The 21,695-nt window shown below is 26.3% G+C and carries 16 protein-coding genes; 9 read left to right on the plus strand and 7 right to left on the minus strand.

The window, feature by feature from the left end:
- Positions 1–7: 7 nt before the first annotated feature.
- Positions 8–1,705, minus strand: a complete 1,698-nt coding sequence (locus tag AVENP_RS02995) for a sensor histidine kinase (protein WP_128357675.1) — start codon at positions 1,703–1,705, stop codon at positions 8–10.
- Between the two features lie 77 nt (positions 1,706–1,782).
- On the opposite strand from AVENP_RS02995, the gene AVENP_RS03000 reads away from it, so the two are divergent.
- The gene (locus AVENP_RS03000) at positions 1,783–2,472 is read left to right on the plus strand and encodes a response regulator (RefSeq protein WP_128357674.1); all 690 of its coding nucleotides are present in this window, start codon (positions 1,783–1,785) and stop codon (positions 2,470–2,472) included.
- A 29-nt stretch (positions 2,473–2,501) separates the two neighbouring features.
- Here the strand turns inward: AVENP_RS03000 and AVENP_RS03005 are convergent, their stop codons facing one another.
- Positions 2,502–3,479, minus strand: coding sequence for a YhdH/YhfP family quinone oxidoreductase (locus AVENP_RS03005; protein ID WP_128357673.1), 978 nt, complete (start codon positions 3,477–3,479; stop codon positions 2,502–2,504).
- Between the two features lie 105 nt (positions 3,480–3,584).
- Here AVENP_RS03005 and AVENP_RS03010 point away from each other — a divergent pair, with 105 nt between their 5' ends.
- Positions 3,585–3,923, plus strand: a complete 339-nt coding sequence (locus AVENP_RS03010; protein WP_128357672.1) for a winged helix-turn-helix transcriptional regulator — start codon at positions 3,585–3,587, stop codon at positions 3,921–3,923.
- 147 nt (positions 3,924–4,070) lie between these two features.
- Here AVENP_RS03010 and AVENP_RS03015 read toward each other — a convergent pair whose 3' ends face one another.
- From AVENP_RS03015 to AVENP_RS03035, 5 genes are all read right to left on the minus strand, one after another.
- Entirely contained in the window at positions 4,071–6,038 is a 1,968-nt protein-coding gene (locus tag AVENP_RS03015) for a HAMP domain-containing methyl-accepting chemotaxis protein (RefSeq protein ID WP_128357671.1), read from the minus strand.
- Positions 6,039–6,637: 599 nt separating this feature from the next.
- Positions 6,638–7,798, minus strand: coding sequence for a TolC family protein (locus AVENP_RS03020; RefSeq protein WP_128357670.1), 1,161 nt, complete (start codon positions 7,796–7,798; stop codon positions 6,638–6,640).
- Complete coding sequence (locus AVENP_RS03025) at positions 7,798–8,493, minus strand: efflux RND transporter periplasmic adaptor subunit (RefSeq protein WP_128357669.1); 696 nt, start codon at positions 8,491–8,493, stop codon at positions 7,798–7,800. Before AVENP_RS03025 ends, AVENP_RS03020 begins: the two co-directional genes overlap by 1 nt.
- Before the next feature lie 4 nt (positions 8,494–8,497).
- Complete coding sequence (locus AVENP_RS03030) at positions 8,498–11,578, minus strand: efflux RND transporter permease subunit (protein ID WP_128357668.1); 3,081 nt, start codon at positions 11,576–11,578, stop codon at positions 8,498–8,500.
- A gap of 31 nt (positions 11,579–11,609) precedes the next feature.
- Positions 11,610–12,200 carry a hypothetical protein gene (locus AVENP_RS03035; RefSeq protein ID WP_153802227.1) on the minus strand — a complete coding sequence of 197 codons (591 nt, stop codon included), beginning with the start codon at positions 12,198–12,200 and terminating at the stop codon, positions 11,610–11,612.
- Positions 12,201–12,384: 184 nt separating this feature from the next.
- Between AVENP_RS03035 and AVENP_RS03040 the strand changes: the two genes are divergently transcribed.
- The 7 genes from AVENP_RS03040 to AVENP_RS03070 all read left to right on the plus strand — a co-directional run bounded on the left by AVENP_RS03040 (position 12,385) and on the right by AVENP_RS03070 (position 21,690).
- Positions 12,385–14,493, plus strand: a complete 2,109-nt coding sequence (locus AVENP_RS03040) for a TonB-dependent siderophore receptor (RefSeq protein ID WP_128357666.1) — start codon at positions 12,385–12,387, stop codon at positions 14,491–14,493.
- A gap of 19 nt (positions 14,494–14,512) precedes the next feature.
- Positions 14,513–16,627, plus strand: coding sequence for a TonB-dependent siderophore receptor (locus AVENP_RS03045; RefSeq protein ID WP_128357665.1), 2,115 nt, complete (start codon positions 14,513–14,515; stop codon positions 16,625–16,627).
- A gap of 41 nt (positions 16,628–16,668) precedes the next feature.
- On the plus strand, positions 16,669–16,974 hold the full coding sequence (locus tag AVENP_RS03050) for a hypothetical protein (protein WP_128357664.1): 306 nt from the start codon (positions 16,669–16,671) through the stop codon (positions 16,972–16,974).
- An 8-nt stretch (positions 16,975–16,982) separates the two neighbouring features.
- Entirely contained in the window at positions 16,983–18,560 is a 1,578-nt protein-coding gene (locus tag AVENP_RS03055; RefSeq protein WP_128357663.1) for a PepSY-associated TM helix domain-containing protein, read from the plus strand.
- Between the two features lie 12 nt (positions 18,561–18,572).
- Positions 18,573–19,064: a hypothetical protein gene (locus tag AVENP_RS03060; RefSeq protein ID WP_128357662.1), complete on the plus strand. Its 492-nt coding sequence runs from the start codon at positions 18,573–18,575 to the stop codon at positions 19,062–19,064.
- 179 nt (positions 19,065–19,243) lie between these two features.
- Positions 19,244–19,378, plus strand: a complete 135-nt coding sequence (hemP, locus tag AVENP_RS03065; RefSeq protein WP_204514116.1) for a hemin uptake protein HemP — start codon at positions 19,244–19,246, stop codon at positions 19,376–19,378.
- A 155-nt stretch (positions 19,379–19,533) separates the two neighbouring features.
- Positions 19,534–21,690 (plus strand): TonB-dependent siderophore receptor, encoded by a 2,157-nt coding sequence (locus AVENP_RS03070; RefSeq protein WP_128357660.1) that lies wholly within the window; start codon positions 19,534–19,536, stop codon positions 21,688–21,690.
- The last annotated feature ends 5 nt before the right edge of the window (positions 21,691–21,695 follow it).

Genomic DNA, 21,695 nt, shown 5'->3' on the forward strand with positions numbered 1-21,695 from the left:
TGCTGTTTCATACTTCAATACTAAAACAAGCACCTTTGTTTGTATTTAAAACTTTTATTTTGCCTTTAAAGTGAGACTGAATTATCATTTTTGACATATAAAGACCAATTCCACTACCTTTTTGTTTCGTTGTAAAATATGGCTCAAATATTTTATTTTGATATTTATTTTCTATTCCACCTGCATTATCAAAAATTGAAGTAACTGATAAATCATTTTTTTCATCAATTGTTATAGTAATTTGTGGATTTTCAATATTTCTTGAAAGTAAAATATCTTTTGCATTTGTTAGAAGATTTAAAATTACTTGGGAAAATTCATTTTCATAAGCATTAATTTGTTTATCTTTTATGACATTAAATTTAAACTCAATTTTATTGTTTTCAAAAATAGGCTCCATAATATCAAGAGCTTTTTTAACTGCATTACTTATTAAAAATAGTTCTTTTTGTTTATTTAAGAGATAAAAATCACTAAAATTATCAATAGTTTTTGACATAAAATCCAACTGAGCATTTGATTCAATGATCTTTTCTTTTAAATATTTTTTATCAATAGGATTATCTTCATAGGCTAATTGTAAATTCATATTTATAAAACCTAAATGGGTTAAAGGTTGTCTCCATTGATGGGCAATATTATTTATCATTTCTCCCATAGAAGCTAATTTACTTTGATGAATTAAAAGTTTCTCTTTTTCATTTTTTTCATTTACTAATATCTTTAACATATAACCCAAAGCAAAACTAAAAATAAGTGATTCGAAAGGTGCACCTATATGAATAACATATATTCCACTTATTGGAGTAATTTGCCAATCTTCTGCAATATAGATAAATATTGATACAACTAACCAGCCAATAGTATAAATAATTGCATATTTATCTCCTTTTAAAATAGCTATAAAACCTGCAAAGGTAGGAACTAAAAATCCTATGTAAAAAGGTAAATAGTTATACAAAATTGAGTACTTATAGAAAAATATTGCAATTACATCTAAAATATTTAAAAGAATAAAAAGGTTTATGAAGTTGTGCATTTTAGGCATTTCTTCTTTTGTATTTAAAATACTTTGTGCAAATAAAAGAGTAAACAAAAAACTAAGAGTTTCACAAATATCAACGATTGCTTGAGCAGTTGATGTTGGATAAGGTAAATAACTAAAATATACAAATCCAATTAAAGATAAAAGAACAAAAAATTGCATTAAAGAATAGTATAAAAAACATCTCATTTTAGTCGAAAAATAAATAATAATATAGTATAAAAAGGCACAAAATATTATTCCGTAAGATACTCCATATAAAATACCTTCATATTTTAATAAATATGTATATTCAAAATCTGAAATACTATTCCAACGAAATTCTACTCTTTTTGGATGATCATAAATGTATTTAAAAAGTAGTTCATTATTTTGGTTTTTATCTAATTTTACAACTATTATGTCATTAATTATTTCATATTTTATATTTGCAAAAACAAGGGAGCTTTTATCTGAAATAATAGTTAAATAGTTAGTTTTATTTTGAACTTTTTCTAAGTCGATTTTAAACTTTATTGTAAACTCTTTTAACTGTTTATTTTTATACTCTTCGTAAAAAGCCTCTTTAAAATTAGTATGATCTTCTGCTATGTAATTTTGTATATAATATTGACCATATAGATTACTTAAGAATAAAATTAAGATTAATAGTTTTTTCATTTGGTGATTATACATATTTTTAAATTAATATTAATAGTAATTATCATAATTTATATTTTTTCTAGTATAATTTCATTATGAGTAAAAATGAATTTAAAAATATAAAAATCTTATTTGTTGAAGATGAAGAAAATATAAGAGTAAATGCAATATCTTATTTAAAAAGATTATTTGATGAGGTTTATGAAGCAAAAGATGCTTTTGAGGCTTTTGAAATAATTGAGTCAGAAAAACCTCACATAATAATTACAGATATAAATATGCCAAAATTAAATGGTTTAGAAATGATTAAAAAAATTAGAGAAAAAAACAATCATACAAATATTGTGGTTCTTAGCGCTTATACCCAAACAAGTTATTTACTTGAAGCTATTGAGTTAGGACTTGTAAAATATTTGATAAAACCAATTCGTCATGAAACTATATATCCTGTATTAAGTCAATGTGTAAAAAAAATTAGAAATGACAATAAAACTAATATGAAATATTTTTCAAAAAGTTGTTATTTTGATTTTTTAAATAAAAAGCTAATAAAAGATGAAGAAGAAGTGAAACTTACAAATAAAGAGTTAGATTTATTATGTTTATTATGTGAATGTAATAACCAAACAGTTACTTATGAAACTATACAAGCAATTGTTTGGAATGACTCTTTTATGAGCGAAGATGCAATTCGTTCGGTTGCTAGAAATTTAAGAAAAAAACTTCCAGTAAAATGTTTGGAAAATCTTTCTAAAATAGGTTATAAAATAGTTACTATAGATTAGAATAGTAACTATTTTTTAATTAAAATTTATTATGAAATTTTCACTAAGTACCTACCAACTGCATTACCTGCTAATAAAGAATTTAAAGCCTCTTTAATTTCATCTAAATCTATTTGAGTTGTTAATTCATCTAAGTTATCAATTTTAAATTCATTAGATATTTTTTCCCAAGCTGCTACTTTTTTCTCTTTTTTACACTCAACTGAATCAATTCCTATTAATCTAACTCCTCTTAAAATAAATGGAAAGACATTTGTGATTAATTCAAAAGATGAAGTTAATCCACAACAAGTAGCAACTCCATCATATTTTATTTGTTTTAAAGCCTCAGCTAAAATATTTCCTCCAACTGTATCAATTACAGCGTCATACTTTTCACTTCCCATGGGTCTTTTATTTTGCACATCAAAATCTTTTCTTAAAATTACTTCACTTGCACCAATAGATTTTAAAAAATCAATTTTCTCTTCTTTCCCTGATATTGCAGTTACGTTAAATCCCAATTTATTTAAGATTGAAACAGCGATGCTTCCCACTCCACCAGTTGCACCAGTAACTAAAATATTTCCACTTGTAATATCATTTTTTAAAAGCTCATTTACACTTAAAGCAGCTGTTAATCCAGCTGTTCCATAAGTCATAATCTCTTTATCACTAATATTTTGAGGCATTTTAACTACCCAAGATGCAGGAACTTTCACATATTCAGAATGTCCACCATTTGTGTTCATCCCTAAATCATATCCAGTTACTAGAACTTTTTCACCTACTTCAAACTCAGTAGAATTTGACTTTTCAATTATACCTGCCACATCAATTCCTGTAATATGTGGAAAGTTTTTTGTAACACCTGGATTTCCAACTGAACTTAGAGCATCTTTATAATTTAAAGATGAATAAGTAGTTTTTATTAAAACTTCATTCTCTTGTATTGCTGGAATTTCAACTTCTTTTATACCTGATATAAATTTTTTATCTTCTATTTTTTCTACTATAAATGCTTTCATATTAATCCTTTATTTACTTATGCTTTGATTTTAGTTAAAATTGTATTTAATAGCAAGAACTTACTTTTAAGATATATACTATCTAAAAAGATACTAAGGAAATAAATGAGTGAGAATAATGAAGATTTAAAAGTAGAAAAATGTCCAGTTGAAACAGCCTTAGATGTACTTGCAGGAAAGTGGAAGATATTGATTTTATGGTATTTACGAAGTGAAACAAAAAGATTTAATGAACTTCAAAAACTTCTTCCAAGAACAACTCAAAAGATGTTAATTCAAAAATTAAGAGAGCTAGAAGAGGATGGAATTATTCACAGAGAAGTTTATCCAGTAGTTCCTCCAAAAGTGGAATACTCTTTGACAAAATATGGAGAAACTCTAAAACCAATAATAAAACAACTATATCTTTGGGGAGAAATCCATAAAGAAAGAGTTAACAAATAATATTATTAGAATCAATTTCGACCAATAATAAAAATTGGAGTAATATTTATTCTCAACTTCGCATATTTTTCAGTGAAATTACGGAAAAATCTACAAAGTGAGAATTTAGGCTAGAAGTGATTACCAGAGGTTATTTTACTGATTTAGTTAAAAATTTTCCCATGCTACATCATCTATTTTAGCTGAAGTTTTTTTTTGTATTTTGTTAACGCTTTGATTTTCGTTCCTATTTATATTTTTAGCTTTAACTTCTTTTTTCCCATCAAATTCTTTTTCATCAGCATTATTTACAATTAAGTTTGCTATTTCATCTGTAGTTATTGCAACGTCATTTGTTTGAGCTGCAACATTCGCATTTTGTTGTGTTTGTTGGTCTAATTGAGTTACTGCCATATTTATTTGTTCAATTCCACTTAATTGTTCTTTACTTGACATTTCAATATCTTGTATTAGATTTATTGTTTGTGAAATATTTTGATTTAACTCTTTATATCCACTTATCATATTATTAGCTATATCTTTTCCTTGATTCGCTTTTGTTGTTGCATTTTCAACTATTGCTTTTATCTCTTTTGCAGCTTCTGCTGACCTTGAAGCTAGATTTCGTACTTCTGCTGCAACTACGGCAAAGCCTTTCCCAGCTTCTCCTGCTGTTGCTGCTTCTACTGCTGCATTTAATGAAAGTATATTTGTTTGAAAAGCAATTTGGTCAATTACGCTTATTGCTTCGTTTATTGCATTTACTTGTGTATTTATTTCATCCATTGCTTGAGTTGTTTGAGTTGCTAATTTTTCTCCCTCATTTGCAGAGTTTGTTACAGAACCAGATAATTTTGACATTTTTGCTATGTTTTCAGTGGTATTTCTTATATTTGAAGTTATCTCTTCAAGAGCTGCTGCTGTTTCTTCTAAAGATGCTGCTGCCTCATTTGAACTTAAATTTAATTTATCAACATTTGATAAAAGTATAGTTGAACTACTTTGTAAAGTTAATCCATTTATCTTATTTTCTTTTAACATTTCTGTTATTGAATCACCTAATGTATTTACACCATTTGCTAAGTTTAATAGGTGCTCTTTTAATCCTTTTTTATCTATTTTATTTAAATAATTATATTTACTATATTGCTCTAACACTTTTAATACATTATCTATATTATTTTCAAGATTATTTGCCATCTTATTTAATACTGCTTTTAATTCCATTAATGCTGGATTATCTACGTTTAAATTTAATCTTTGACATAAATCACCTTGTTCGAATTCTCCTAAAACAGCAATTGTTTCATCAATTAATTTTCTATCTTCTTCTATTCCTTTTTGTGTTTTTTCTATATTCTCATTTACTATTCTTGCCATTTCTCCAAATTCGTCTTTTGAATTTAGATTTATTAATTGAACAGTTGAAGATTCTCTATTTAAATAAGAAAAGAAACTAAATAAGCCTTCTTTAAATGTATTTAATGCTTTTACTAGAATAGAAGAAATCAATAATGATAAAACTATTGTAATTAAAATACCAATAATTGATATTGCAATTATTATATTTCTAGATGTTTCGTATAATTTATTAGTAATTTCATCTTTCTCTTTTAACATTTCCTTATTTATCTGGATAAGTTTATTCAAAAGCATTTCACAATTATCTACTTTTTCTCTTCCATCTGTTTGAGAAATTAAAATTGCTTGGGTATTATTTTTTGCTAAAGTTAGTTCAAATATTTTATTTGCAACTTTTTCATATTCATTTTTACTATCTATGCATTTTTCTAATTGCTTCTTACCTTCAACAGAAGCTACTTCTTCTAATTTTTTAGCCATTTCATTGAATCTATCTACTGATTCTTTAAATCTACTAATATATTTTTGAGTTTCTTCTTCGGTTTCTGCTAGTATTGCATTCTTTTCTATTCTTTGCATCGTCATTAATGCAATTGTAATTTCATTTGCATATTGTATTCTAGGAACATTAGTATCGATAATACTAGTAATTTCATCATTTAATAAAGAAGATGTTGATAAACCTTTCCATGATATAACAACAGCAACAACTGTAAACACAATCAAAATTAACATTAATTTTGATTTAACTTTTAAATCTTTTAAAAAATCCATTTTCTCCTACCCTTTTTGATAATCTTTATCGCTTTTAAAAGTTATTATCTTATCTTATCTTATCTTTCTATTAATCTTCCAATTGATTTTTTTTGTTTTTTTTGTTTAATCTATTAATATAAAATATGAAAAAAATACAATTATATTTATTTATCAACAAACTTTATATTATGAGTTTCAAAAATTATTTAAATTACATTAAAAAAAACATTTTGAATGCATAATGGTTTAAAGAATCTTATGAAAAGGTGGAAATTATCTTATCTTGGCTAAGTAAAGATATCTTTTTAAATGAAGAAGGAAATTGTTATTTCAAATATGAAAAAGATAAAATTTATTTCTTAAAAATTATTTTTTATTAAATTTGAATATAAAGAAAGTTTAAAAAATGAGTATACTTTAAAGCTTTTAAATGAAACATTAAAAATGAAACCATATTTAATATAGTAAGCTTTTATCTTCTAAATAAAAATTATTTTTGTAAACTAAATCATTTAGTTTTGAAATTATTATTTAAAATATATAATATAAAACTATAATGACTTTATTGATATGAATAGAGATTTAGTAAAATTAAATAAATGAAGAATTTTATTAAATTAAGAGATTTGAAAATACAAAAATAAAATCTCTTTTTTAATATACAGCTTATATTTTTCAATATCTAATAATCTTATTTCTTTTGAATTTTTTAAAGTATCTACATCTTCGATTGCTTTAAATCCTGCATTATATTCTTCTTGATTTAATTGTAATAATTCTTCATAAAGTTTAATATCATTTAGAGCTAAATTAATTCTTTTTTCATATTGTTTTATAGTTTCATAAGAGGTTTCATAAGTATTTTCTAATTCAATATAAGTTAAATCTTCCTCTTTTTTATTTTTTAAAAATATTAATTTTGATTGTTGAATATCATTTGAAGAGGTGTAACTCAATGGAATGCTAATACTTGCTCCATATTTATAATAGTCATCAAGATTATTAGTTGTATCTGAATTATTATATCCAGCAGATCCATTTATTTTTAAAGAGGGTAAATAACTACTTTTTGTTTTTTGATATTGTGTTTGACTAATTTTTGATTCAATTTGCGTGTATCTTTTTTGTGAAGAGTTAGCCAAAAACTCCTCTTTATTAAGAAGTGAAACCTTTGGAAAATCAATATCTGAAACATCATATTGCGTTAGTTTTTTTATCTCATTTTGATATTTTACTTTTTCAAGTATTAATTCCATTTTTGTATCTTCAAGAAGATTTTTTGACATAATTGCATCGTTTAATTCACTAATATCACTTTCACCATTTTTATATTGAGATTTTTTTATATTAACTTCAATCTCTTTATTTTTACTATTTAAGATATTTTGTTTAATAGTAAGATTATTTATTAATAGATTTACAATATTGCTATATAACAAATATAAATCATCTTGATTGTCCATTTGTATTTTTAAAGACTCTTGCTTAAATAGATAATTTGCATAATCTATTTTGGCTGAAATTCCTCCAAAATTATATACTTCTTGGCTCAAACTTAAAGAATAATCTTTACTTTTTTCATTTTCATTATCTTTATTTTGACTAAGACTTAAATCAATATCACTTAACCAATCGTATTGATTTACTTTTTGTTTTTCTTCAGTACTTTTTATTTTAAGTTCTTTTATCTCATTTTTTAAAGGTGATAAAACAGAGTTTGGCTCTTCCTTTGCAAAAACACTTATTGTTAGTAAACTCAGTAGAAAAAATCTTTTCATTATCTAAACTCCACATTAATACTTTGCCCAAAATCTTTTGAATCAATTTCAATTTCAGCTTTATATGCTGAAATAAAAGTTTTATCAGGAGTAATATCAAGTCGTTTTAATTTTGCATTTGATTTTTGTCCATCTAAAAAAATCTCTTTTGATTTGATGTTTTTATAATCTTCACTATTTAAATAAATTACAAGTTTTGCACTACTAATATCATAAGCTGTTGCGATTTTTGTTCCTGCATTTACATAATCAAACTTATTTACAAGGAACTCTTTTAGATATAAGTTGTTTAAAGTAATCTCTTTTTTACTTAAAATATCTTTTGTATTTGCAATTGAAAGTTCAAGATTTTTAATACTATTTTTTAACTCAATAATCTCCATATATTTAGCATCTTTTTCATAATCACTTTTTCCTGTAATAGTTTTATATTTATTGTAATAATTTTCTAAAATAGTAAGTTTTTCATTGTAAAGTTTTACTTGAGTTTGATAAAGATTCAAATTCTCTTTTTCTAAAATATTATCAATTTTTACAATTACGCCATTTACAAAACTCATCTCTTTATTTTTATCAAGAAAAACAATTTCACCGCTTGTATTTGCATAAATACTAAATTCATCTTTTGGTTCGATTTTTGCTATATAATTATTAGCAAATAAAAAAATTGGTACTAATAAGAAAAAATATCTCATTTCTTTAATCCTTGATTTTAAATAAAGTTGCAAAAAGCGCAGGAACATAAATTAGATTTAAAATAGTTCCCCATAAAATGCCAAATCCCAATGAAACAGCAATTGGCTGGAGCATCACAGATTCTCCTGTTGGAAAGAAAATTAAAGTAAATAATCCTAACATTGTTGTAATTGATGTGATTAAAATAGGTCGAACTCTAAGTCTTGCTTTTTCAAAGAAATCTTTTCTTGTTCTTGTATGATGTAAAAAATCTAACATAATAATTCCATCATTAATAACAACACCTGCAAGTCCTAACATTCCTATCATTGATTGAGAATTTAGATTAATTCCTATTATAAAATGCCCAATAATTGGACCTAAAATACTAAAAGGAATAACAGAAAGAATAATAAATGAACTTTTAAAAGATGGAAAAATCACTAATAAAGTAATAAAAATCAAAAATAAAGATACTAAAAAAGCTTTGATTAAATCAAATGCCATTTGTTCACTTTTCTCTTTTTCTCCTCCAAACTCAATATTTATGCCTTTTTCTTTACTTACAGTTATAATATTTTCAAGCTCTTTTAATACTTCACTTGCGTTAATAATATTGTTATCAACATTTGCTAATACTTTTTTGTAAATCTGTCCATTTATTTTTTCAATCTCTTCAAAATTTCTTTCTATATTAAACTCAACAACTTCTTGGAAACGAACAAATTGATTATTATCAAGGGGAATATAAAAGTTTTTTAATTCAGTAAAATTATCTTTATATGCTGATTTTGTGATTATCTTGATTATTCCATCTTCATTAAAAGTGTTAGTTTGTTCTTTTTCTAAAAAATAGTTGCTAATTGCTTTTGCGATATTTTCATCTGTTAATCCAAGTTGTTTACCATAAGAGTTGATAATAAACTTATATTCACTTTGTCCAAGAATCGTATTATCACTTACATCTTTAACTCCATTAATAGTGTTAAGTTTTTCTTTTAATTCTTTAATAGTTTGAAGTAATAAAGTACTATTTGCACTATTTAACAGAAGTTCAATATCAGTTTTTACTCCACCAATTCGGTGAGTTGTAATATTATGCTCAATAGCATTATCTTCTTTTAATAAAGGACTAACTAAATCTCTTATTGCATTTATTGCTTGATTTGAAGAGATTAATCTGATTTTATTAACTCTTTGAAAATCGAAACTAAGATTTAAAATAGGGTTAATATAATTTTCTAAAAAGTTTTCTTCTCTAAAGTCTTCTAGTTCTAATAAAATAGTAAAACCATTTTCAATTGTTTCACTAGAATCAGTTATATCTTCATAAAATCCAACTGTTGTACTTATGTTTTTTATATAAATCTCTTTTGAACTTTCCATCAAAACTTTTTCATATTTTTTTGCAATTTGATTAGTTATTTCAATTGGAATTGAATCTTCAAGTTTAATTGATAATTTAATATTGTTTGAATCCATATCAGGGAAAAGCTGAAATCTACTACTTTGAATAAGTAAAATAGAAAAAATAGGAATAGTTATAAAAAAAGTGATTAAGAAGCTTTTTTTATATTCAATAACTTTATGTAAAACAGTTTCATAAAAGTCATAAAGTTTTGTCCAATCCAATTGTTTTTCATTTGCTTTTAAAATCTGTTTAGAGTGTAAAGGCAAAAATAAAAATGATTCAAGAATTGAAGAGATTATTAAACAAGATATTACAATAGGAATAAGCTTCATAAAAAGTCCCATTTCTCCACTTATAAATAACATTGGTAAAAAGGCAAAAATAGTTGTTAATCCTGCGATTATTACAGGTGCAATCATCTGTTTTGTACCTTTTAATACAGCATCATTTATCTTATAACCTTCATCAAGGTATCTTTGAATATTTTCACTTATGATAATTGCATCATCTACAACGATACCTAATGCAATTAACATCGCCATCATTGATACCATATTTAAACTGTAACCCATTAGTTCAATGAATAATAAAGAGATAATAAAAGAAAAAGGAATTCCTAAAATAATTACAAATGAAAGCCTTGGACTTATTAGTACATACATTGCAAGTCCAACTAAAATAAGTCCTAAAACAATATTTGCAAGGATAGTTTTAATTCTTTCTTGAATTGGACTTGAGTTATCCCTTGAAATACTTAATGATATATCAGAATTGTTTTGTTCAGTTTTTGCTAATAACTCTTTAATATTTTCTACAATTTTGATGCTATCTCCATATTTATCTTTATAAATACGTAAAGTTATAGTATTTTCACCATTAAGTCTAGCAATAGTCTCTTTTTGTGGATAATCAATAGAAATATTAGCAATATCACTTAAATAAACTTTTTTATCATCTATTTTTATAACACTATTTTTCCAAAACTCCTCATTGAATTTATTATTTTGAGCACTCAAATAGATGTGATTACCCGTTTGTTCAATATTCCCAACAGGATAAATATAAGATAACTGGGATATTGCATCAATAATGGCTGAACTATTTAGTCCATACATATTAATTTTTTTATTATCTAAAATCAAATCAATCTGTAAATCAGCATCTCCATAATTATTGACTTTACTAATATGCTCAATCTGCATTAAAGATGTTCGTAGATTATTTGCAATTTTAATTAACTCTTTTTGGTCATATTTTGAAGAGTTTAAAGAAACTGTTAATAATGACCAACCATAATCAATACTTCGAACAGTAGGTTCTGTCATATCAGAAGGAAAATATCTTTTTGCAGCACTAATGGCATCTTTTATTTCATTGATTTTTTCAATTTTATCAACACCATCTTGTAGTTCAATTTCAATAGAAAAATATCCTGAATGTATAAATGAGTTTATTTTCCCTAAACCAGAAATAGAGTTAATTTCATTTTCAATCTCTGTAACTGCAAAATTGTTTAAATTATCAGCACTAGCTCCACTATATGAACCCTCAACTTCTATCATTTCAAGTTCAGTTGAAGGGAAGATTTCTTTTGGAATTTTAAAATATGAAAAAATTCCTAAGATTAATATAAAGACTAATATTGTGTGATTTAGGTGAGAATTTTTTAAAAAAAAATTGATTATTTTATACATGGAGTGATATTTGCCTTTATAGAATTAGAAATTACAATATCTTGAAATGTTTTAATATCTTTTCGTATATTTGTACATTTGGATTATTAAACCTAAAAAATGATTCTTTGATGTGATTGTGTAAATTCTCTTTTTTTATGCCTCTAAATTTTTTTAAACGAGTGTCAACAAAATTTTGTACATTAGTATTTCCACTATAAAAACCTAAAATCGTGAAATTTTTAGTATATTTATTATAAATAACTCTTACAGAATTAGTTTTTTTGTTGTTTACTAAAGTTTGTTCTATCTTATTTTGTATGAAATTATTTATATTAGGAAAAATTAGATTTTCCTTATCTAATAAAAAAATCTCATTTTTCTTTTCTAAGAAATAAATATTTTTTTCATATATTCTCATATAAGTAATATTTAAATTGATTTCATCTTTTTTTAAATAAATATAAGAATCAAATAGAATCTCTCTGAATATTTTGTAGTAACTATTTATTGTTTGTCTACTTATTTTCAACTCTTCAGATGTTTGACTTGCTGTGAAATCTTTCGAAAAAAAGAAGCAAATTTTTTTCAGTTGAGAAGTTTCAATTTTTATTCTATTTGAAATGATATTTTTATTTTTCATTCTTGTCATGGTGGCAGTATATATAAAAAAAATGGCTAAAAAATGGCTAATTTTTATAGTTTTTTAAAAAAACAAATACCTTGTCATGATGGCATTTATAATCAGAGTGAATTAAGTTAAATGTGGAAATAATTCGCCTATTAATGAGACTAATTATCATAATTAAAATATGAAGGAAACATAAATGATAAACATAAAAAGAAAAATAATTCCATTATCACTTTGTCTATCAATGATTTTAGGAAGCCAATTATTAGCTGAAAATACAGATACCTTACTTGAAGAGGTTAATGTTTCAGAAACTGCGCAAAATGGAACTGCTGAAAATGGATATGTGGTGAAAGAGACAACTGGAATCGGGCTTTGGGATAAAAGAAGTTTACAAGATACTCCTTATCAAATGAGCATAGTTTCACAAGATATGATAGAAAACACTGCAAGTGGAATTGACCAAATCTTTAAAATGAATCCAGTTGTACAAGTAAAAACAACTTCTACTTCTTCACATAGTTGGAATACTCCAAATATGAATATAAGAGGATTTGATGTATCGGGAAATCATATATTAGATGGTATTCCCTTTTCTTGGGTAGAGGGTATTACTACTGAAGAACTTGAAAGAGTAGAAGTACTAAATGGTTTAACAGGGTTTTTATATGGTGTGGGTTATGTTGGAGGTGCAGTTAATTATGTAACAAAAAAACCAACATTAGAAAGAATTACAGATTTAACTATTGGAAGTACTGGAAATGAAGCAGCTTATATCCATGCTGATTTAGGCGGAAAGATTGATGAAAAAGGAAAATTCTCTTATAGATTAAATGCTTTAAAACAAAATGGTGAGACTTCTATCAAAGACCAAAATATAGACAGAGAATTAATTACAGGAGCATTAGATTGGAGAGTAACTGATGATTTACTTTTAACATTTGATGCTTCGCATAAAGAGAATAAAACAGATAAATTAACTGCTTCGTTTTCTAGTAATCAATCAGCTAGTATTTTAGACCCAAAACAAGGATATTCACCTGATTGGACATTTTCTGATACTTCACAAGATAGACTTGGATTTAAATCTTTATGGCAGATTAATGACAATGTAAAACTTAGAACTGGATATATCCATCTTGAACATGAAAATGATATGTCTATGTCTTACGTATATGATAATTATGATGGAACATACAGACTTAACTATTATAGGGCTTGGCCTCAGACATCAACAACTCAAGGTGCTTATGTTTATACAGATATTGATTTTGATACTTTTGGAATTGAACATACTTTAACAATTGGTGGTTCTGGAAATAAAACGAAAGCTAATAGTATTGAGGGTGCTTGGGAATGGGTTAATTTAGGTAACTATACATTAAACCAATTAAATAATGTATCAAAACCAACTTATATCGGTAGTGCTAATAATAAAACTTATTTATCTAGTCGTAATGAAAAAACAAATCTTATGGTTGGTGATGATATAAGATTTAATGACCAATGGAGTGCATTAGTTGGATTTAATTATGCAGAAGTTGAAGAAAAGAATTACAATATTAGTGGTGAAAAAACTGGTGGATATGATGCAAAAGATACAACACCAAGTATATCTTTAATCTATAAACCATTTGAAGATTTAACAACTTACACAACATATATGGAATCTTTAGAAAGTGGTACTATTGTTGGAGATTTATATTCAAATGCTGGAGAAATTTTCGACCCTTATGTAAGTAAACAATATGAAGTTGGAGCAAAATACTCTATTTCTCAAAATTTACTTTTAAGTTCAGCCTTATTTAGAATAGAAAAAGCAAATTCTTATGAAGAACAAACTTCTTCAAAACCAATTTTAACGCAAGATGGATTAGTAATTCATCAAGGTTTAGAGCTAACGGTAACTGGAAAATTAACTGATAATCTTACAGTTGTAACTGGTGGAACAATTATGGATTTAGAAATAGATAAAGCAAATTCAAATGAAGGGAAAAAACCAACAGATACTGCTTCTCAAATGGCAAAACTATATGCAGAATATAATATTCCTATGGTTCAAGGTTTAGCAGTAACAGGTGGAGCGTATTGGACAGGAAAATCATATAGAGATGCAGCAAATACAGAGGTTATTCCATCTTATACAGTTTATGATGGAGGATTCAGATATAAAACTAAATTAGATAAATATCCAACAACCTATATCGTTAATGTTACAAATCTAACTAATAAAGAGTATTGGAGAAGTTCAACATCTTTTGGTGAACCTAGAAATATAGCTTTATCTATGAAAGTAGAATTCTAATTGACAAAGGAAATATAGAATGAAAAATATAAAAAGAAAAATAATTCCATTATCTTTTTGTGTATCAATGATTTTTAGTGCTCAACTTTTAGCTGAAAATACAGATACCTTACTTGAAGAGGTAACAGTAAAAGAAAATATTCAAAATGGTTCAGCTGAATATGGATATTTGGTTGAAGAAGTAAAACAAGTAGGTCCTTGGGGAACAAAATCACTGCAAGATACTCCTTATTCTATGACTGTAATGCCTAAAGAGTTAATTGAAAATACTGTAGCTGGAGATATAAATCAAATTTATAAAATTAATCCATTAATTGGAACTCAAGATTCTGTATCTGTATGGAATACTCCATGGGTTACTTATCGAGGATTCAGTAATGAAACTGCTATTTTAGATGGAATGAGCATGGGTGGATACTTATATAATGTAAGTATGGAAGAGATGGAAAGAATTGAAACAATTAGTGGATTAACTGGTTTTATGTATGGGGTTGGGAATGTTGGAGGAACAAGTAATTATGTTTTAAAGAGACCAACTTCAACAAAAATTACAAATGTAACCATAGGAAATTATGGTGGTGGACAATATTTTGGGCATATTGATGTAGGTGGGCCAATTGATGAAAAAGGTAAATTCGCTTATAGATTAAATGCTGCATATACAGATGGCGATACTGAAATTGCTGGGCAAAGTGTAGAAAAAGAGTTAATTAGTGGAGCAATTGATTGGAAAGTAAATGATAATTTATTACTTCAAGTAGAAGCTGCACACCAACATTATAGATTAGATGGAATTATCCCACGTACTTTTTTCCGTAATATGGATATGCCAGCAGCTTTTGATGCAAGTAAACAATATTCGCCCAATTGGACCTATAATGAAACACAATCAAATAGAATAGGTTTAAATGCAACATGGAATATTAATGATATTTTTACATTAAGAAGTGCTTATTTACATAAAGAAGATGAAATAGAATCAATCAAAACTTATTATTATATGTATGGTAATGGAAACTTCGATTGGGGAGTAACAAAATCCGCTCCTCAATATCAAACTGCAGATGGAATATACTCTTATTTAGATGCAAGTTTTGATACAAAAGGAATAGAACACAAAGTTACAATGGGAATTTCAGCAGATAAATATAAAAGTGAACAATATGTTGATTCTTTTATAAATAGAAGATTTACTAACTCTAATATGTATGATTATATTAATTCCTCAGAACCAAATATAGGAACATATGGAAAAGGAAATAAATATAAATCATCAGATTCTGCAAACACTAATATAATTTTGGGTGATGAGATAATTTTTAATAATCAATGGTCTATTTTGGCTGGATTTAATCGTTCAAATATTGAAACTACAAGTTATAGTTCAACGGGTAATAAAACAGCTGAATACGATAAAACAGCTATTACACCAACTGTATCTTTGATTTATAAACCAATAGAAAACTTAACAACATACACTACTTATATTGAATCTTTAGAACAAGGAACAATAGTTGGAGATACTTACAAAAATGCAAATGCAATATTAGACCCACTTGTTAGTAAACAATATGAAGTTGGAGCAAAATACGCATTTACTGAAAAAGTTTTATTAAGTACTGCTCTATTTAGGATTGAAAAATCAAATCAATATTCAGATGATGGAACAGAATTTGGAACTTATGTTCAAGATGGTTTAGAAGTACATGAAGGAATAGAGTTAACAGTTACAGGAAAAGTTACTGATAGATTAACTGTTATGACTGGTGGAACATATATGGATTTAAGTATTGAAGATAGTAATGATGCTGCTTTAAAAGGTAAGGAGCCAACAGGTGTAGCTTCAAAACTTGCAAAAATCTATGCTGAATATGATTTAGCAAATATTAAAGGAGTAACTTTAACTGGTGGAGCATATTATACAGGTGAAAAAAATGTCGATTCTGCAAATACTGACAAAATACCAGGTGTTACTTTATTTGATGCAGGAGCTAGATATAAAACAAAAGTTAGTAATTATCCTACAACATTTCGTCTAAATGTTGCAAACCTAACTGATAAAGATTATTGGGCATCAACAGAAACACTTGGAACTCCAAGAAATATTGCATTTTCTATGAAAGTAGAATTCTAAAAAAGAGATTTTAAAAGTCTCTTTTTATACATAGGAAAAAAATGAAAAATTTAATAAAAACTTTATCAACCCCAGAACAATCTGGAAAAAAAATAGGATTATTTAGAACTCTCTGTGCTATTTTTGGAGGATTACTTGTATCTTATCTTGGGATGACTCTATTAATTTATATAATTCCAGGAATTCCTGGTGAATCTATAATTGTTCCATTACTTTTTAATACCATGGCTTGGGCAATGATAGCTTTGTGGATAAGTATTTCTCCTACAAAATTAAGTGCAATATTGAGAGTTGTAATTCCAACTTTAATATTTACAATTTTAATAGCTATTTTATATAATATTTAAGGTAAAAAATGAACGAAAACGTAGAAAAAGAATCCAATAAACTATTAACTCAAAGACTTCAAAGAGTACATGTGGCAACAGGTATAAGTTTTTCTTTAATCATGTATGTGGCCGTATTTTTTGGAATATTTGCAATTTTACTTCCCTATATTCAAGTATGGGAAAAACCGTCTCGTCATTTTAAAACTGCTGATATTACAACTATTGATTATAGCTCTATGATAGACCCTGTTTTATCAAATCCAGACTATCCAAAAATTAATCCTATTGAAATTATTTTTCCAGGATATATGGAAGATCCAGCATTAAAAATCTCAACAGATTTTGTAAAAACAAAAGTTTTTAATCCAAATACAAATCAAGAAGTTGAAAATGAAGATGAATTGTCTCAATTAGCTAGATTTTTAAATCATATGCATTATGGAAGACCATTTAAAGATTTTGGATATATGCTTTTTGGTTTTACAGCGGTTGCTGGAATGTTTTTAGTTATTGGTGGAGTAATTTTAATTATAAAAATAAAATATAAAAATAGTACTAAAACAACAAGTGGAAAATTCTCAAAATGGCATAGAAAAATATTTACTTGGGTTTTTCCACCTTTTATCATCATTACTCTAACGGGTGCTTATATGAATATTGGATTTGATGGTTCAGCACCTATGACATATTTAGCTTCAAAAGGACAAACTTCAGAAGTATGGAATTTAACAGGGCCAGTTTTATTTCCAGATGAGCCTAGACTTGAAAAGAAAAATGATAATGTTCCTATGCTTGCTATAAATGAATTATTAAAAAAAGCAAAAGAAATAAATCCTAATATTGATTTTCAAATGGTAAAAATTATCAATTGGCAAGACACAAGTGCCATAGCAAAATTTGAGGGATATAACCCTTATATGCCATTTTTAAATGGTATTTCAAACAAACCAAGTGTAACACTAAGTGGAGTTGATGGAAGATTAATATCTCAACAAAAAGTAATGGATAAACATTGGAGTGGACTATTTTATGATAGTGTATTTTTCTTACACTTTTTATTTGGAGTTGATACTTTTACTCGACTTTTAATAGCAACAATTATGAGTATTTCAACTTTTGCTTTAGGTTTTGGTGTTTTATTATGGCTAGAAAAAAAAGCAAGAAAAATACCTGAATCAGTACCAGTTTATCAATGGATGGGAAAATTATCATTAAGTGTAATGATAGGAGTTATTCCTGCAACTGGATTATTGTTTTTTCTTCAATGGCTTTTACCTTTTGATATGGAAAATAGAGTTGTATTACAAAAAGGACTTTTTGCTCTTTTATGGTTATCCACTTTAACTTGGTCATTTTATAGATTAAACTCTTATCAAGCTGCAAAAGAGTTTTTATTTTTAGGTGGGATTTTATTTATTTTAAGTCCAATAATTCACTTCTACAATAGTGGATTTTCACCTATAGAATTATATAAAAATGATATGACAAGTATTTTAAGTGTTGATATTGCTCTGTTTATTTTTGGAAGTTTACTTGTTTTTATTGCTATTAAATTACCACAAAAAAGAGTTGACGTTCAAAAATTTTGGACAAAAAATTTATAAAAAAGGATTCTTATGAAAAAAATTATATATATATTTCTTTTAATTAGTTCATATATTTACGCCCATGAAATTATGATGAATGTTGTTGATAACAAAGATAATACAGTAACTGTAATAGGTGGAGAGACAATTCCTGGAGCTTTGATAAAATTTGAATCATTAAAAACAGGTGAGGTTTTATTTAAACAAAGATTACCACAAGAGAGTGAATTAACGATTTCAATTCCAAATGAACCTTATCAAATAGTTTTAGATGCAGGTCCTGGAGAAAAAGTGGTAAAAGATGGAATTCTTTTAAGTGGTGATAATTTTGATAAATCAACAATAAAAGCACACGTAATAGAAAAATTAACAAAACCTGAACATGAAGAAGAGGAGTTTGATTCTCTTACTTTGTCATTATTTATAATTGGATTTATCTTACTTTTATTAACTATTTATTTTAGTGCAAAAAATAGTAATAAAATTTTAATTCAATTAAAAGATTCTCATCAACATACGTAAAATTCTTTTATGATTTAAGTATTCGTTTTATGTGTTAACATAGAACTTTATACTTGGATTATTTTAATAACGATTATCAATTTTATAAAAGATTAAGTTTTACTTCATTATCATTCGATTAATACTTCGTTAATAAATTATTTCTTTTATTAATAAAGTAAATGAAAATAGGTATTAAAGTGAAAGAAAATAAAGATAAACAATTAGATTCAAAAGAGATTTTTGAAAAAGAAAAAACTATTGAAATCATTCATGATGGGCAATCTTATTACTTAAAAATCACAAAAGCGAATAAATTAATACTGACAAAATAATTACAAAAATAAATCTAGCCAGCCATAGTAAAGTTCTCCTACAAATAGCCAGCCAATTTTAAAGTTAAGTAATAAATTTACTTTATCGTAAGCTGGTATTAAATAAATAAATAAAATTATTTATTTAAGAATAAAACTTTCCATGGAGGAAAAAATTGAATAAATATATTACAAGTAAGAAACATAAAACTGCAAATTATTTAGGCGCATCAGTTGTTACAGCAACTGTATTATTAACATCACCAATTATTTTACAAGCTGAATCAACAGTTTTACAAAAAGTTGATGTTGTTGGAGTTGAAGATTTAGATTATTCAAATAGTTATAAAGTTAATAAATCATCATCATCAAAAGTTACACAAGATTTAGTTGATACCCCTCAAACAATTACTGTTATTACAAAAAAAGTAATGGAAGAACAACAAGCAACAACTTTAGTTGAAGCTCTTAGAAATACTCCTGGTATTACATTAAATCTTGGTGAAAATGGAAATACAAACTCTAAAGATAATATTAATATGAGAGGGTTTGATGCTCAAGGAAGTATTTATAAAGATGGAATTAGAGATTTAGCAAACTCAAGTAAAGATACATTTAACACAGAAGCAGTTGAAGTTACAAAAGGTGGAGTTGGAGCTGATAATGGAAGAGGTGTTTCATCTGGATACATAAATCAAGTTACAAAATCAGCTACAAATAAAGATGAAGTTGCAGGAACTTTGGGTTATAGTACAGCAAAAAATGCTAGATTAACAGCTGATTTAAATAAAAAACTAAATGAAACAACAGGTGTTAGATTAAATGTAATGAAACAAGATGGTGAAGTTGCTGGTCGTGATGAAGTTGAAATTGATAGAACAGGAATTGCTGGTTCTGTTGGATTTGGAATAGGAACAGCTACAAGAACAACTATTAATTATGAACATACAGAACAAGATGATGTTCCAGATGGAGGAATTCCAACTGTTGGATTAGACGGAAGCGCACAAAAAGCTGATACTTCTACATTTTATGGAAGTTCTGATGATTTTGAAGAAGCAAAAAATGATACATTTACTATAAAATTTGAACAAGATATATCAGATAATACAATATTTACAAATACTTCAAGATATGCAAAAACAAATCAAGAAATGTTATTAACATCTCCATTTAATTTTTCAACTACTGCAAATACTGTAACAAGATCAATGCATGCAAGATGGCAAGAAAATGAAATATTGACAAATCAATCTAATTTTACAACAGAAATACAAACTGGTATGTTATTACATAAAATTAGTACAGGTATAGAATTAATAAAAGAGAATCAAGTTACAAAAAATTATACTTCTCAAACAGCGCAAACTTCAAGTTTATATAATCCAACTAATATTTCTTGGAGTGATTTAACATTATCTGGACAAAAAAGTGATGGAGAAACTACAACTGTTGGCGCTTATTTATTTGATTCAATAAATATTGGAGAAAAATTCATCTTTACAGGTGGAGGAAGATTTGATAAATATGACACAACTAATGATATAGTTTCAAGTACTTTAGTTCCATCGACAATAGAAGATAAAGGAAATCTAAATAGTTATAAAGCAGGGTTAGTTTACAAACCACTTGATAATGGAAGTGTATATATTTCACGAGCTACAACACAATTAGCACCAGGTGGAGCAAACTTTACTTTAAGTGCAACAACTACAAGTGCAAATAACCCAAATATGGAACCACAAAAATCAACTACTGATGAAATTGGTACAAAATGGGATTTATTAAATAATAGATTATCTTTAACAACAGCAATATATAAAACTGTTGTAGAAAATGAAACTATGACTGAATCAGATGGAAGTACATCTCAAAATGGAGAAAAAGAGGTTGAAGGTATTGAATTTGGTGCAGTTGGAGAAATTACAGATAAATGGAATATCACAGCTGGTCTTGCAAAAATGAATACTGAATATACAAATTCTACATCAACAAATGAAGGTTTGAGTTTAAGATTCTCTCCTGAGCATACAGCTACACTTTGGTCAACTTATAAATTTACTTCAGTATTTAATGTAGGAGTTGGAGCAAGATACGTAGGAACACAAACTGTAACAACAAGTACAACATCAACTGCTCCAATTAAAAAAATTGATGAATATACTGTGTATGATGCAATGGCTTCTTATAAATTTAATAAAAATTTAACATATCAATTAAATATTTATAATTTAACAGATGAAGAGTATGTATCAAATATGAATAATGCTGGAAGAAGATACACTCCAGGTGCTTCAAGAAGTGGATTATTAACACTTGCATATAAATTTTAAATAGT

This window comes from Arcobacter venerupis (genome assembly GCF_013201665.1).
Classification (GTDB): Bacteria; Campylobacterota; Campylobacteria; order Campylobacterales; family Arcobacteraceae; genus Aliarcobacter; species Aliarcobacter venerupis.